General features: G+C 69.6%; 12 protein-coding genes. 4 read left to right on the forward strand and 8 right to left on the reverse strand.

The features are described from left to right. Window positions 1–144: 144 nt before the first annotated feature. Window positions 145–1,176, reverse strand: a complete 1,032-nt coding sequence (locus tag JOE30_RS12210) for an aldose epimerase family protein (protein ID WP_204866939.1) — start codon at window positions 1,174–1,176, stop codon at window positions 145–147. A 41-nt stretch (window positions 1,177–1,217) separates the two neighbouring features. Between JOE30_RS12210 and trpS the strand changes: the two genes are divergently transcribed. Both trpS and yhjD read left to right on the forward strand, forming a co-directional pair. Then, window positions 1,218–2,261: a tryptophan--tRNA ligase gene (gene trpS, locus JOE30_RS12215; RefSeq protein WP_056447663.1), complete on the forward strand. Its 1,044-nt coding sequence runs from the start codon at window positions 1,218–1,220 to the stop codon at window positions 2,259–2,261. A 5-nt stretch (window positions 2,262–2,266) separates the two neighbouring features. Beyond that, entirely contained in the window at window positions 2,267–3,289 is a 1,023-nt protein-coding gene (gene yhjD, locus JOE30_RS12220) for an inner membrane protein YhjD (RefSeq protein ID WP_204866940.1), read from the forward strand. A gap of 7 nt (window positions 3,290–3,296) precedes the next feature. On the opposite strand, the gene JOE30_RS12225 is transcribed toward yhjD, so the two are convergent. The 5 genes from JOE30_RS12225 to iolC all read right to left on the reverse strand — a co-directional run bounded on the left by JOE30_RS12225 (window position 3,297) and on the right by iolC (window position 9,529). Continuing rightward, on the reverse strand, window positions 3,297–4,679 hold the full coding sequence (locus JOE30_RS12225; RefSeq protein WP_204866942.1) for a D-alanyl-D-alanine carboxypeptidase family protein: 1,383 nt from the start codon (window positions 4,677–4,679) through the stop codon (window positions 3,297–3,299). A 69-nt stretch (window positions 4,680–4,748) separates the two neighbouring features. Continuing rightward, window positions 4,749–6,701 carry a 3D-(3,5/4)-trihydroxycyclohexane-1,2-dione acylhydrolase (decyclizing) gene (gene iolD, locus JOE30_RS12230; protein WP_204866944.1) on the reverse strand — a complete coding sequence of 651 codons (1,953 nt, stop codon included), beginning with the start codon at window positions 6,699–6,701 and terminating at the stop codon, window positions 4,749–4,751. Between the two features lie 2 nt (window positions 6,702–6,703). Next, window positions 6,704–7,597, reverse strand: coding sequence for a 5-deoxy-glucuronate isomerase (gene iolB / locus JOE30_RS12235; RefSeq protein WP_204866946.1), 894 nt, complete (start codon window positions 7,595–7,597; stop codon window positions 6,704–6,706). Beyond that, entirely contained in the window at window positions 7,594–8,502 is a 909-nt protein-coding gene (locus tag JOE30_RS12240) for an aldolase (RefSeq protein ID WP_204866948.1), read from the reverse strand. The genes iolB and JOE30_RS12240 overlap by 4 nt, the downstream gene beginning before the upstream one ends. Continuing rightward, window positions 8,495–9,529, reverse strand: a complete 1,035-nt coding sequence (iolC, locus tag JOE30_RS12245) for a 5-dehydro-2-deoxygluconokinase (RefSeq protein ID WP_204866950.1) — start codon at window positions 9,527–9,529, stop codon at window positions 8,495–8,497. Before iolC ends, JOE30_RS12240 begins: the two co-directional genes overlap by 8 nt. Before the next feature lie 173 nt (window positions 9,530–9,702). Between iolC and JOE30_RS12250 the strand changes: the two genes are divergently transcribed. After that, on the forward strand, window positions 9,703–10,440 hold the full coding sequence (locus tag JOE30_RS12250; protein ID WP_027503738.1) for a GntR family transcriptional regulator: 738 nt from the start codon (window positions 9,703–9,705) through the stop codon (window positions 10,438–10,440). A gap of 10 nt (window positions 10,441–10,450) precedes the next feature. On the opposite strand, the gene JOE30_RS12255 is transcribed toward JOE30_RS12250, so the two are convergent. After that, window positions 10,451–11,449 carry an ABC transporter substrate-binding protein gene (locus JOE30_RS12255; RefSeq protein ID WP_204866952.1) on the reverse strand — a complete coding sequence of 333 codons (999 nt, stop codon included), beginning with the start codon at window positions 11,447–11,449 and terminating at the stop codon, window positions 10,451–10,453. 82 nt (window positions 11,450–11,531) lie between these two features. Next, complete coding sequence (locus JOE30_RS12260; RefSeq protein ID WP_307806156.1) at window positions 11,532–12,551, reverse strand: LacI family DNA-binding transcriptional regulator; 1,020 nt, start codon at window positions 12,549–12,551, stop codon at window positions 11,532–11,534. A 170-nt stretch (window positions 12,552–12,721) separates the two neighbouring features. Between JOE30_RS12260 and JOE30_RS12265 the strand changes: the two genes are divergently transcribed. Continuing rightward, window positions 12,722–13,903, forward strand: a complete 1,182-nt coding sequence (locus JOE30_RS12265; RefSeq protein WP_204866954.1) for a Gfo/Idh/MocA family protein — start codon at window positions 12,722–12,724, stop codon at window positions 13,901–13,903. The last annotated feature ends 168 nt before the right edge of the window (window positions 13,904–14,071 follow it).

Consider the following 14,071-nt stretch of genomic DNA (forward strand, 5'->3'; position numbering starts at 1 on the left):
GCATCACTCCGTGTGACGCGTGACACAGAGTGTGAGCGTTAACATTCGTCCGCGTCAAGAGCTTCGCGAACATTGCCGAAAAGTGATGTGAACGCTCACATCAATGGCATCATGCTGTGGCGATGCGGCGGGAAGGTCGGTCGGCTACACCGCGGTGCGGCCGGAGGCGGCGAATCTGTACTCGATCACGCAGCGGGACGTCTCGCCCGGGCGCAGGACAGCCGACGGGAACGCCGGCTGGTTCGGGCTGTCGGGGAAGAACTGGGGCTCGAGCGCGAGTCCGTCACCCTGACGCAGCGCGGTACCGCGCCGGGACACGGTGCTGCCGTCGAGGAAGTTGCCGGTGTAGACCTGCAGCCCGGGTCGATTCGTCCACACCTCGAGCGTCGTGTCGCTGCGACGCGACGTGACACGCGCCGCGCGGCGCAGCTCCCCGCCGTCCTCGGGCCCGTCGAGGACGAAATTGTGGTCCACCCCTCGCGTGGCCGCCACATGGGGATCATCGGACCGGACGACGTCGCCGATGCGGCGCGGGAGCCGTAGGTCGAGTGCCGTGCCGTCGACCGGGACGACACCGATCGTGGGAATCCCCGCGGAGTCCACGGGCACGAACGAGGCCGCGTCCACCTGCAGTTCGAGGTCGTCGACACCGTGTCCGTCGAGATCGATGTACGCATGGCTGGTCAGGTTCACCACTGTCGTACGTGAGGTCTGCGCGAGGTACTCGATGCGCATCGTGTCTCCCCGGACCGAGTAGACGGCGCGTGCCCGCACCTCGCCGGGGTAGCCCTGGTCGCCGTCGGGACTCACCAAGGACAGTTCCACCTCGTCAGCGGTGACCCGCTCCACCGTCCAGGTGCGGGAGTCGAAGCCGTCGACTCCGCCGTGCAGGTGGTTGTCGCCGTCGTTGCGCGTCACCTCCACTTGTTCACCGTCGAGGTCGAACCGCCCGTGCGCGATGCGATTGGCGTAGCGCCCCACGGTCGCCCCGAGGTAGTCCGTTCCCGCGCGCAATTCGGCCTCGCCGGCGACGCCGACCGACACGTCGCGGCGGACGCCGTCCCCGCCCGTGACGGTCAGGCGCAGCAGGGTCGCACCGTACGGCAGCACCTCCACCTCGATCCCCGTCACCGAGCCGATGGTCACGGCGGTGTCGGACGTCCTGTGAGTGGTCATGGCGCAGACCCTACGACCGGAAGTGATTGAATCTGTAGATCATGACGACCGACACCGCGACCGACAGCGCAGGAGTCGCACCTCGGCACCGAGTGCTCTCCGGCATCCAACCCACGGCGGATTCCTTCCACCTGGGCAACTACCTGGGCGCGGTGCGGCAGTGGGTCGAACTGCAGGACGAGTACGACGCCTTCTACTTCATCCCGGACCTGCACGCCATCACGGTGCCGCAGGATCCGAAGGAGTTGCGCGCCCGGACACGCCGCGCCGCAGCGCAGTTGCTGGCCGTCGGCATCGACCCTGCGCGGTCCACTCTGTTCGTGCAGTCTCACGTACCCGAGCACGCCCAACTCGCGTGGGTTCTCAACTGCATCACGGGATTCGGCGAGGCCGGCCGCATGACGCAGTTCAAGGACAAGTCGGCACGCCAGGGCAGCGATCAGGCGAGCGTGGGTCTGTTCACCTATCCCGTGTTGCAGGCCGCGGACATCCTGCTCTACCGCCCGCAGCGAGTGCCCGTGGGAGAGGATCAGCGCCAGCACCTGGAGCTGACGCGCGATCTCGCCCAACGCTTCAACTCGCGCTACAAGAAGACGTTCGTCGTGCCGGAGGCGCACATCGTCACCGGTATCGCGAAGATCTACGACCTGCAGGAGCCGACGGCGAAGATGAGCAAGTCGGGCTCCGGCGTGTCGGGCCGGATCGACATCCTCGACGACCCCGCCGTGTCGGCCAAGAAGATTCGCTCGGCGGTCACCGACAACGAGCGTGAGATCCGCTACGACACCGCCGAGAAGCCCGGGGTCAGCAATCTGCTCACCATCCAGTCCGCCCTCACCGGCACGCCCGTCGCGACGCTCGTCGAGGGATACGTCGGAAAGGGATACGGTGATCTCAAGAGCGACACCGCGGATGCGGTGTCGGCGTTCTCCGCCCCGGTGCGCACGGCGTTCACGGAGTACATGAACGATCCGGCCGAACTCGACCGGATTCTTCGGGACGGGGCCGAGCACGCACGCTCGATCGCGTCCAGGACGCTGGCGCAGGTGTACGACAGGGTCGGATTCCTTCCACCGAAAGGCTGAGCGCCATGCCGGACTTCGCGGCGATCATCGAGGAACGTCGACGGCGGTGGCCGTGGTTCGACCATCTCGCGCGGGCCGGCTCGGTGTACCAGCAACAGAAGGGCGACTACTACGCCGCGGGTATCACCTACTTCAGCGTTCTGGCTCTCTTCCCGCTGCTGATGGTCGCGTTCGCCGTGGTGGGATTCGTCCTCGCCTCGCGGCCGGACCTGTTGACGGAACTGCAGTCCCAGATCGCCGAGAACGTTCCCGGCAGTTTCGCGGGCACCATCAACGAACTGGTCGAGAGTGCCATCGAGACGCGCACCAGCGTGGGCATCATCGGTCTCCTGGGTGCGCTCTACGCGGGCCTCGGATGGACGGCCAATCTGCGGGAGGCGCTCACCGCGATGTGGGAGACGCCGCACGAGGCGGGCAGCTTCCTGGCCACCAAGGCCAAGGATCTCGGAGCGCTGCTCGGTCTGGGTCTCGCCCTGGTGATCTCGCTCGGCCTGTCGGCGGTGGCCAGTGGGTCGGTGGTCCCCGCACTTCTGAAGGCCCTGAACCTGGACGACGTCCCCGGTGTCGGCGTCGCCGTGCAGATCGCGTCGTTCGCCCTGGCGATCGCCGCGACGTGGGCACTGTTCGTCTGGGTCATCGCCCGGCTGCCCCGTGAGCCCGTGACCGTGCGCAGCGCGGCACGCGCCGCGCTGTTGGCCGCCGTGGTGTTCGAGATCTTCAAGCAGGTCGGCGCGGTCTACCTCGAGAGCGTCACGTCCGGTCCGGCCGGTGCCACGTTCGGACCGATCATCGGCATCCTCGTGTTCGCGTTCACGACGTCACGCTTCCTGTTGTTCGCGACGGCGTGGGCGGCGACGGCCACCGAGAACCTGGCCCTCGCGGCACCCGCGGTGCCCGACAGTGCGGTGATCGCACCGCAGGTGGTGGTCCGCGAGGGTGTCTCACCCGCGGGCGCGGCAGCTCTCGTCGGCGCCGGCGTTCTCACCGTGCTCGGCCTGGGCGGATGGCGCGGCCGACGCCGACGCTGACGTGTGGTCAGGACCGTCTGCGGTGCAGCGTGCGCGCCCACAGAAGGAGCCCCACCACGACGATCAGGCCCAGGACTCCAGCACCCACCCTGATCGCCGCATCGCTCTCGTCGTCCACTCCGGCGTAGGCGCCGCCAGTGCTCGCCTCGGTCCGCCGATCGGTCGGCGCGGTCGAGGTGGGAGTCGACGCGGTCGTGGACGCCGGCGCCGCGTCCGGGTTCCCGGTCACCAGGGTGCCCACCGCCGTGTCGGCGGGCTGCGTGAAGCCGTAGTCGAGCAGGCGGGCGGCCTGCTCCCAGGGCCGGATGGGCAGCACGTCGGCATTCATGAGGGACACGGCCAATCGGCGGCCGCCGCGTTCGGCCGCGCCGACGAACGTCTGGCGTGCGTCGTCGGTGTAGCCGTTCTTGCCGCCCAGGGCATCCGGGTAGTTGAACAGCAACGCATTGTCACTGGCGAGGGTGAAGCCCGGCCGATCCTCGTTGAGCGGCAGATCGGGATTCACCGGGACGCCGGGCATGTCGGGCCGCGAGGGATTGTCCGGCTTCGACGCGTCCTTGGGGTAACCCGGGAACGGAACCGATTCGGTGGCAACGAGTTCCGCGAAGGTCGGATTGTCCATCGCGGCCCGGAAGATGAGCGCCAGATCGTAGGGGGAGCAGGCCATACCCGGCCCGTCGAGACCCGACGGCGACGCCGTGCGCGTGTCCAGTGCACCGAGCGCACGGGCCTTCGCGTTCATCTTCTCCACGGCGGTGTCGACGCCGCCGAGCTGGACGGCGAGGGCGTGTGCGGCATCGTTCCCCGACGCCATCACCAACCCCTGCATCAGCTGGCGCACCGAGTACACGCCCCCGGCACCGATGCCCACCGCGCTGCCCTCGGCGGCCGCGTCCTCCGCGGTGGCCACCACGGTGCGGTCGAGGTCGAGTTCGTCGAGCGCGACGAGCGCCAGCAGGACCTTGATCGTGCTCGCCGGCCGGTACCGGCCGTGCGGATCCTTCGCGGCGACCACCGCGCCCGAGTCGAGATCGGTGAGCACCCATCCCGCCGCCGAGATGTCCGCGGGAAGAGCGGGCGCACCGGCCGCGGTGATCACACCGCACGCCGCCAGTTCCTCGCCGCCGACCGTCTGGGCCGGGACGGGTACGGGCTGCGGTTCCGCGTCGCCGGGAGCGGGAACCTCGGACGCATCGATGGCCGGCGGTGGCACGTCACGGTGGGGACAGGCATCGGTGTCGGGCGTCCGGAACGGAGTGGACGTCGGGGGCGGTGCGGGCTGCGCCCCGGCGAGACCCGGAAGGACGGCCGGCGTACTCACGAGCACGACCGCCGTGGCGATACTCGCGGCTGTCCGTCGGCCGCGCCGGGTGCGGTCGTGAATGTTCATCACCGGTCACCCTAGGCGGCGCGCTCGTGCACGCCGCCCCGGGTGACCGGGTGTGTCCGGATGGAGAAGTCAGTCGGCGGACGGCCGGAGGTACGGCCGCTGGACCTTCTTCCACGCCTCGTACGTCTCGTACGCCGCCTGCGTGCTCTCGAGCGTCGAGGTGGCGCTGACCGGGACGTCCCACCAGGACTCGCTGTCCGGTGCGGCGATGAGCGGATCGGTCTCGACGTGGATGACCGTGCAGCGGTCCGCGGCCTTGGCCACCTTGACGGCGTCGGCGAACTCGCCGGCGGTGTTCACGCGGATGACGTCGGCGCCGAGACTCTGGGCGTTGGCCGCCAGATCGACGGGCAGCACACCGCCGTCGAGTCGACCGGACTCGGACCGGTAGCGGTACGCGGTGCCGAAGCGCTGGGAGCCGAGCGACTCCGACAGCGATCCGATGGAAGCGAATCCGTGGTTCTGCACCAGCACCAGGATGACCTTGACGCCCTCCTGGACCGCGGTGACGAGCTCGGTGGCCATCATGAGGTAGCTGCCGTCGCCGACCATGACGAAGACGTCGCGATCCGGTGCCGCCATCTTCACGCCGATGCCGCCGGCCACCTCGTAGCCCATGCAGGAGAACCCGTACTCGACGTGGTAACCCTTGGCATCGCGTGTGCGCCAGAGCTTGTGGAGGTCTCCGGGCATCGAGCCGGCGGCGCACACGACGATGTCGCGCGGGTCGGACAGCGAGTTGGTGAGGCCGATGACCTGGTTCTGGTTCATGCCGAGGTTGTCGTCGTCCACGGCATACACCGAGGCGACCGTGCGATCCCACTCGGCGGCGAGTTCGGTTGCGCGCGCTCGATACTCGGCGCTCACCTCGTGGTCCGCCAGCGCGTCCGTCAGTGCCTCGAGCGCCTCGCGGGCGTCGGCGACCACGGAGAGACCGCCCTGCTTGACCGAGTCGATGGACGCGACGTTGATGTTGACGAAACGCACGTCGGGGTGGGAGAAGGCCGTGCGCGACGCGCTGGTGAAATCGCTGTAGCGCGTGCCGATCCCGATGACGACGTCGGCCTCGGTCGCGAGGGCGTTGGCGGCCGTGGTGCCGGTCGACCCGATCGCGCCGACCGACTGCGGGTGGTCGTAGACGAGGGAGCCCTTGCCGGCCTGGCTCTGGCCGACGGGGATTCCGGTCTTCTCCGCGAACGACGCGAGCGCCTCGGTGGCACCGGAGTAGATGACGCCGCCGCCGGCGACGATCAGCGGCGCCTTCGCCGAACGGATGATCTCGGCGGCGCGGGCGACGACGGACCGCTCGGGCAGCGGGCGGGCGACGTGCCAGGTGCGCGGCGCGAAGAACGACTCGGGCCAGTCGTGGGCCTCGGCCTGGACGTCCTGCGGGACGGCGACCGTGGCGGCGCCGGTCTCCACCGGGTCGGTGAGGACGCGCATGGCGCCGAGCAGGGCCGCAGGCAGCTGCTCGGCACGCCACACCCGATCGAAGTAGCGCGAGAGCGGCTTGAACGCGTCGTTGACGGTGACGTCGCCGCTGGACGGGAGCTCGAGCTCCTGCAGCACCGGCGAGGAGGCGCGGGTGGCGAAGGTGTCCGCCGGGAGCAGCAGGACGGGCAACCGGTTGATGGTGGCCAACGCCGCGCCGGTGAGCATGTTGGTCGAGCCCGGTCCGACGCTGGCGCTGACGGCCCAGGTCTGGAGACGATCCTTCTGGCGGGCGAAGCCGACGGCGCTGTGCACCATGGCCTGCTCGTTGCGGCCGAGGACGTAGGGGAGCTCCGGCTCGGTGCCCGCCTCGACGGCGTCGATCTCGGCCTGCAGCAACGCCTGACCGAGACCGGCGACGTTGCCGTGGCCGAAGATGCCGAAGCAGCCCGCGAAGAACTTGGTCCGGACCCCGTCACGCTCGACGTACTGGTTGGCGAGGAAGCGGACGATGGCCTGGGACACCGTGAGGTGCACCATCGGCTCCGCGTTCTCGGTCTTGCTCTGTGACATCGGTGCGGTGGACACCATCGTCAGGCTCCTTTTCCACGGTGCGCTGAGTCCAGCGGAGGGCGGGGGGTGAGGGGGAGACGGGGATCGACGTCCTGGCCGTCCCACGTGCTGCGGATCCAGGTGTGGTCCGGATCGTCGACGATCTTCCAGGCGCGCTCGCTGCCCGGTCCGGCCATGACGTTGAGGTAGTACATGTGGTAGCCGGGCGCGGCGACGGACGGTCCGTGGTACCCGTGCGGGACCAGGACGACGTCACCGGTCCGGACCTCCTCGAGCACCTCGATGGGGCGCTCGGGTGTGCCGTACACGCGGTGGTACCCGAAGCCGGCGGAACCGTCGCGGCCACTGTCGATCTCGAAGTAGTAGATCTCCTCGAGTGCCGATTCGGTCTCGGTCTCCTCGTCGTGCTTGTGGCCGGGGTAGGACGACCAGTTGCCGCCGGGGGTGATGACCTCGCACGCGATGAGCGAATCGGCCTCGAACGTGTCGGCGGTACCGAAGTTGTGCACCTGACGGCTGCAGTTGCCCGCGCCGCGCAGTTCGACGGCGACGTCGGCGGCGGGCACGTAGCGGAACGGCAGGGCCCGCGACGCGCGGGCGCCGCAGAGAGCGAAGCGTCCACCCTGCTCGCTGCGCAGGGTGTAGCTGCTGTCGCGGCCGACGTACGCGAAGTCGGAGGGCCCGTCGAAGACGGACGCACGCCCCGTCAGTGCGAACGACTCCTCGCCGCACGTGACGGTCGCGGATCCCTGCAGAGGGACCACCATGATCTCGTCGTCGCCGGAGGTGAGGTCGACGGACTCGCCGGGTGCGAGAAGCACTGTGCGGAGGCTGGACTCGGTCCATCCCGCGCTCTCCGGAGTGACTGTGACTCCGGCACCGGGGACGGCGGGAATGTAGAACTCGCTGTTCACGCGTCCGTCCCGCCCCGCACCATGTCGACCGCGGTCGCGACCGCGGTGGCGACGTCGCCGTCCTTCGGGTACAGCAGTGTGCGGCCCACGATGAGGCCGCGGACGGCCGGGATCTTCAGTGCGCGTGCCCAACTGGCGAAGGTCTCGTCGGGCGCGGTCTGCGGGTCGCCGCCGAGCAGCAGCGTCGGGAGCGTGGTGGCGTCCATGACGCGCTCCATCTCGTCGACCACGGGCAGCTTCATCCAGGTGTACGCCGACGAGGCGCCGAGGCCCTGGGCGATGTGGATGGACTTGATGACGGCGTCGGCGCGCAGATCGTTGACCACCTTGCCGTCGCGGCGTGACGACAGGAAAGGCTCGACCATGGCCATGAGGCCCTCTGCCGCCAGTTCGTCGATGGCCTGCGCGCAGGCGGTGAGCGTGCCGAGCGTGCCGGGATCGTCGAGGTCGATGCGGGTCAGCATCTTGGCGCCGTTCATCCGCGCCTTCGCGGTGGACGCCGCGGTCGCGCCGGTCATCCGGTCGTCGAGCTCGAACGACGCACCGGCGAGTCCGCCGCGGTTCATGGAGGAGATGACGACCTTGTCGTCGAGGGCGCCGAGCAGGACGAGGTCGTCGAGGATCTCGGACGTCGCGAGCACACCGTCGACTCCCGGGTCGGCCAGCGCGGTGCGCAGGCGGTCGAGCAGTTCGGTGCGACTGTTCATGGCCGTCGGGTTCGAGCCGACCGACAGGGCTCCGCGTGCAGGGTGGTCGGCGGCCACGATCATGAGCCGCCCGTCTCCGCGCACCGTCTCACGGGTGACGCGGGAGGCCCAGGCGCGGTCGATCGCGCCCGGGTCGTGGGCCCGAATCTCGGTGACGTCGGCGTACGTGGTGCAGGTCGCGGAGATGGTCTCAGACATGTGCTTCCTCGGAATCGGCGAGATCGGAACCCGGTGCGGTGACCGCGGACTCGGCGAGGGCGGCGACCTCGTCGGCGGTGGGCATGGCGGTGGAGCATTCGAGGCGCGACGCGACGATGGCGCCGGCCGCGTTGGCGTGGCGGAGGATCTTCTCGAGCGGCCAGCCGGACAGCAGTCCGTGGCACAGCGATCCACCGAAGCTGTCGCCGGCGCCGAGTCCGTTGACGACGTCGACGAAGTTGGGCGGCACCTCCACGCGCTCGGTGCGCGTCTTGCCCAGCACGCCCTTGGGGCCCTGCTTGACGATCGCCAGTTCCACCCCCATGTCGAGCAGCGCGTCGGCGGCCCGGTCCGGCTCGGTCTCGCCGACGGCGATCTCGCACTCCTCACGGTTGCCGACGGCCACCGTGACGTGGCGCAGTGCGCGCTGGACCTGCTCGGTCGCGGCTGCGGGGCTCTCCCAGAACATGGGCCGGTAGTCGAGGTCGAGCACCGTCAGCGGAGCGCGTCCGCGCGCCTCCCAGGCGGCGAAGTGTGCACTGCGCGAGGGCTCCTCGGACAGACCGGTGACCGTCGACCAGTACAGAGCGGCGCTGCGGACGGCCTCGGTGTCGATGTCCTCGGGGCGCACCTGCAGGTCCGGCGCGGTGGGCTTGCGGTAGAAGTACAGCGGGAAGTCGTCCGGCGGGAAGATCTCGCAGAACGTGACCGGGGTGGCGTACTGGCCGTCGACCACGACGTAGCGGTTGTCGACGCCGAGGCGGGCGAGCTCGGCGCGCACGAAGCGGCCGAACGGATCGTCGCCGGCCCCGGAGATCAGCGCGGTGCGGCGCCCGAGTCGCGCGGCGGCGACGGTGACGTTGGCGGCGCTGCCACCGAGGAACTTTCCGAACGTCTCGACGTTCTCGAGGCCCACACCGACCTGCAGGGGATAGATGTCGACTCCGCTGCGTCCGATGGCGAGCACGTCGAAACGTGCCTCACCGGTGGGGCCGGTGTTGTTCACTGTGGTCAAGGTCTGCTCCATCGATACTCGGGGCGTGTGCGTGGGGGCCGGTATCACTGTGCTCCGCGCCACACCAACCTGTCAATAGTTTGTCCTGACATTCTAACTTGCCGTCATATTGCGCACGGTCCCTTACACTCTGTTCTCGGGCAGCCCGCCCGCACACCCGCCTAGTTTCGGATCGGAGCTGGTACGTGAGTCAACCGCTCGCCGTGGAGCTCGACAGGTCGAGTCCCGTTCCGCTCTACTACCAACTCGCGCAGGCCATCGAGGGCGCGATCCTCGGCGGCAGTCTGGCCCCGGGCGATCGCTTCGAGAACGAGCTCGCCCTCGCCAAGCGCCTCAACCTGTCGAGGCCGACCACGCGTCGGGCCATCCAAGAACTGGTGGACAAGGGGCTGCTGGTGCGCAAGCGCGGCGTCGGCACACAGGTGGTGCAGAGCCCGGTGCATCGACCCGTGGAACTGACCAGCCTCTTCGACGACCTGGCGCGCGCCGGCCAGGACCCGACGACGAAGTTGCTCGAATATTCGGTGGGGTTGCCCACCGAGGACGTGGCGCGTGAGCTCAACATCGGCCCGGAGTCCGAGGTGGTCACCGTCCGGCGTCTGCGGCTGACCAAGGGTGAACCGCTCGCCCTGATGATCAATTACATGCCCGTGGACGTGGCGCCGGAGCCCGCCGAGCTCGAGGCGCACGGCCTGTACCAGTCGCTTCGCACCAAGGGCGTCCACATCCGGCTCGCTCGCCAGCGCATCGGCGCGAAGGCGGCCGATCGCGACGAGGCGCACCTGCTGGACGAGAAGCCGAAGGCGCCGCTGCTCACCATGCACCGCACGGCGTTCGACGACTCGGGCAAGGTGGTCGAGTACGGGTCGCACGTGTATCGCGCGTCGCGGTACTACTTCGACACGACCCTCGTCGACCGCTGACCCGGAGGCGTCAGCCTGCGATCGACCGGAGCGTCGGCCGAACCTTCTCCAGCGCATACGTCAGCGACGACGGTGACGGTGTGTTCAGCGCGATGATGGTCGCGTAGTCCGTGATCAGCATGCCGCCCGAGCGCACGGAGGGCAGATCGGCCCAGCCGGGCAGTGCCTCGAGATCGGCGGCGGTACCGCCGTTCACGAGGATGGTCACCAGGTCGGAGTTCAGGACGTCGAGGCGCTCGGGCCCGACGACGAGCCGGTTGCCGACCGTCTCCGCACGCTCGATGGGCGGCAGCGTCATTCCCAGTTGCCGGTAGAACGCCGAGGCGCCGTCGTCGGGGTCGGCGACCACGACGAGCTGCTGGGTGGCCGGGATGTACTGCGACAGCAGCGCCGTCCGCCCCGCCAGTCCGGGCAGCTCCGCGGCGGCGTCGGCGAGGGCGGTCTGCGTCCGCGCGATCACCGCGTCGGCGTCGTCCTCGCGGCCGAGCGCCGTGCCCAACGCGCGCGTCAACGCGTCGTAGGGCGAGACCGTGTCGCCGATGACGGGAATGGTCGGGGCCAGTGCGGTCAACTGCTGGTACTGGGCCGGCGTCGACGCGGCGAAGTCGGCGAGGATGAGATCCGGTGCGTACGAAGCGATCTCCTCGATGGGGAGGGTGCCGTCGACGGGAATGGACATGAGCGGTACGTCCGCCGCCAGCCCCGACTGCCAGGGATAACGGCCGTCCGGTGCCCCCGTCGTGTCCGAGGCGAAGGCCACCGGCTGCACCCCCAGGGCGAGCGCGGCGTCCACGGCCGGAACGGTGAGGGCGACGATGCGAGGGTCGGTCCCGAGCTCGGCGCGGTCGATGGAGGTGGAGCCGAGTGCGTGCTCGATGGTCACGATGCCGGTCGGGGTGTCGCCGTCCGGCACCGCGTCGGCTGCCTGGTCATTGCTGCACCCCGCCGCCGTGAGGAGTGCCAGAACGGCGAGGGCCGTGGCGAATCGTCGTGATGTCGTGCTGCGCATGCGGTACCCCTGCTGCTCGCGATGCCTCCGGAGACCACGGAGGTAGGGGTACCCTAAGTCACCGGGGAGACCGCGTGGGGAGCTACGTGTCGGCCGGCGGTGCCGTGCTGCCGCGCACCTGCAGGGTCGGGGCGATGAGGTCGAGGGTGCCGGCTGCCGCCGGGCGAGCGATCCGGTCGATCACCGCCGCGGCGGCCCGGCGACCGACCGACGCGCTGGCGTTGTCCACCGACGTCAGAGAGACGTGGCGCAGCTGTGCGATGGAGGTGTTGTCGTATCCGACGATCGAGATGTCCTGCGGCACGGCCAGCCCCGCTTCCTGGCAGGCCGTCATGACGCCGACCGCGGCGATGTCGTTCACGGCGTACACGGCGGTCGGGCGGGGGGTGCGGGCGAGCAGTCTCCTGGCAGCGTCGTATCCGCCGTCCTCGGTGAGGTCGCACGATTCGACGAGGCCGTCGGTGTCCAGACCGCGCGACGCCATCGCTACGCGGTAGCTGTCGGCGCGCAGGGCGGACACGGCGCCGAACGACCCGGCCACGTGGGCGATCCGGCGGTGACCCAGCCCCGCGAGGTGCGCCACGGCCAGCGCGGATCCCGCGGTGTCGTCGTTCGCCACGACGTCCGCACGGGGGAGTTCGAGGTCGCGACTCGCGACGATCACCGTCGGCATGGACGTGGCGGCATCGGCGACCAGGGGAGTGGGCGACCGGGTGCCGACCAGGACGAGCGCGTCGAGTCGCAGTTCGGTGAACTTGCGGACGACGGTGTCGTCACCGCTCCGGTCGGCTCGGCCGTCGCCGAGCATCATGGTCAGCCCGTGCGCTTCGAGCACCGGGGCCAGGCCCTCGAGGCAGTCCACGAACCACGGGTTGCGGAGGTCGTTGATGAGGACCCCGACGATGTCCGTCCGCTGCCGGGACAGGTTGCGGGCCGACAGGTTCGGCCGGTAGCCCAGCTCGTCGATGGCCGCGCGCACGGCTGCGCGCTTCTCGTCGCTGACGTTGGGGGAGTCGTGCAGGACCAGGGAGACGAGCGACTTGGACACGCCGGCGCGTTCGGCCACGGTGCGGATGGTGGGTGGCCGCTCGATGTTCGTCACGGCTCGCTCCGTCCGGTGAGGCGGCCCCGCAGAGTTGGACCGTGCCAACCGCAGCCTAGCGGGACGGACGCGGTGAACGGAAGACCGTTGACAGCGCGTTCGGGCGACGGGCAGACTGCGGACAGGCTTCCTTTTGGAACGGTCCAACAACCCTCGTCTGGAGTGCACCCATGTCCGACTCTCGCCCCACCACTCTGCCTGTCGCCGTCATCGGCTTCGGCTGGATGGGCCGCGTCCACACGCAGGCTTACAGCCGCGTGCGCCACCACTACCCCGCGCTCCGACCCCTGCCCGTTCTCGCGACCGTGGCCGACGAGGTACCCGGCCGCGCTGCCGAGGCCGCCGAACAGTTCGGCTTCGGCTCGTCCACCGAGTCGTGGCGCGACGTCGTGGCCGATCCGTCCATCGGTGCCGTGTCGGTGACGTCGCCGAACTTCCTGCACCGGGAGATGGGCGTCGCGGTGGCCGAGGCCGGGAAGCACCTCTGGATCGAGAAGCCCGTGGGTCTGTCGGCGGACGATGCCCGTGCGGTGGCGATCGCCGCGGAGAAGGCAGGCGTGCAGACGGCGGTGGGCTTCAACTACCGCAATGCACCGGCCGTGGAGCAGGCGCGCGGCATCATCGCGTCCGGCGAACTGGGCGACGTGACGCACGCACGCTTCCGGTTCTTCAGTGACTACGCGGCCCACCCGGACGGCGCGCTGAGCTGGCGTTTCGAGCGTGAGCGCGGCGGCAGCGGCGTGCTCGGCGATCTGGCGTCCCACGGCGCGGATCTGATCTGGTATCTGCTCGGCGACATCGCCTCGCTGGTGGCGGACACCGCCGTCTTCATCCCGCAGCGCGCCAAGCCGGCGGGGGTGACCAGCGGCCACATGCGCGCCACGGGCGGTGAGCAGGGCCCGGTGGAGAACGAGGACTTCGTGTCCGCGCAGCTGCGCATGGCGACCGGCGCACGGTGCGTCCTCGAGGCCAGTCGCGTGGCGGTGGGTGACCAGAACTCCTACGGGTTCGAGATCCACGGGACCAAGGGCTCGGTCTCGTGGGACTTCCGTCGGATGGGGGAGCTGCAGCTGGGCCTGCGGGCGACCGGCGAGGATCAGCCGCTGTACCAGGACCAGCCGCAGTCCACGCTCTTCGTCGGTCCGGGAGCCGGCGAGTACGGCGTCTTCCAGCCGGGGTCCGCGTCCGCGATGGGGTACGACGACCTGAAGGTGGTCGAGGCGGCGCGCTTCCTGCAGTCCATCGCCGAGAACGTCTCCGTCGGCGCGACCGTGCGGGATGCTGTCCGTAGCGCGTCGGTGCTGGACGCGATGACGGAGTCGGTGGAGTCGGGAAGGTGGGTCACGCTCTAGCGGATATGTCCGGCTGCAGTCCTAATGTCCGAACAAAGTATTGACTTATGGCTGTGATGCGTATTACATCGACATCACACGGAACGTTCGCCGCTCGCCCCCTTCACGGAGCGTCATCCGAACGAATGCTCCGCCCGCGCAGAGAATCCCCCGTCAGGTAAGGAAGTC

It is taken from the genome of Rhodococcus sp. PvP016, from assembly GCF_017832185.1.
GTDB lineage: Bacteria > Actinomycetota > Actinomycetes > Mycobacteriales > Mycobacteriaceae > Rhodococcoides.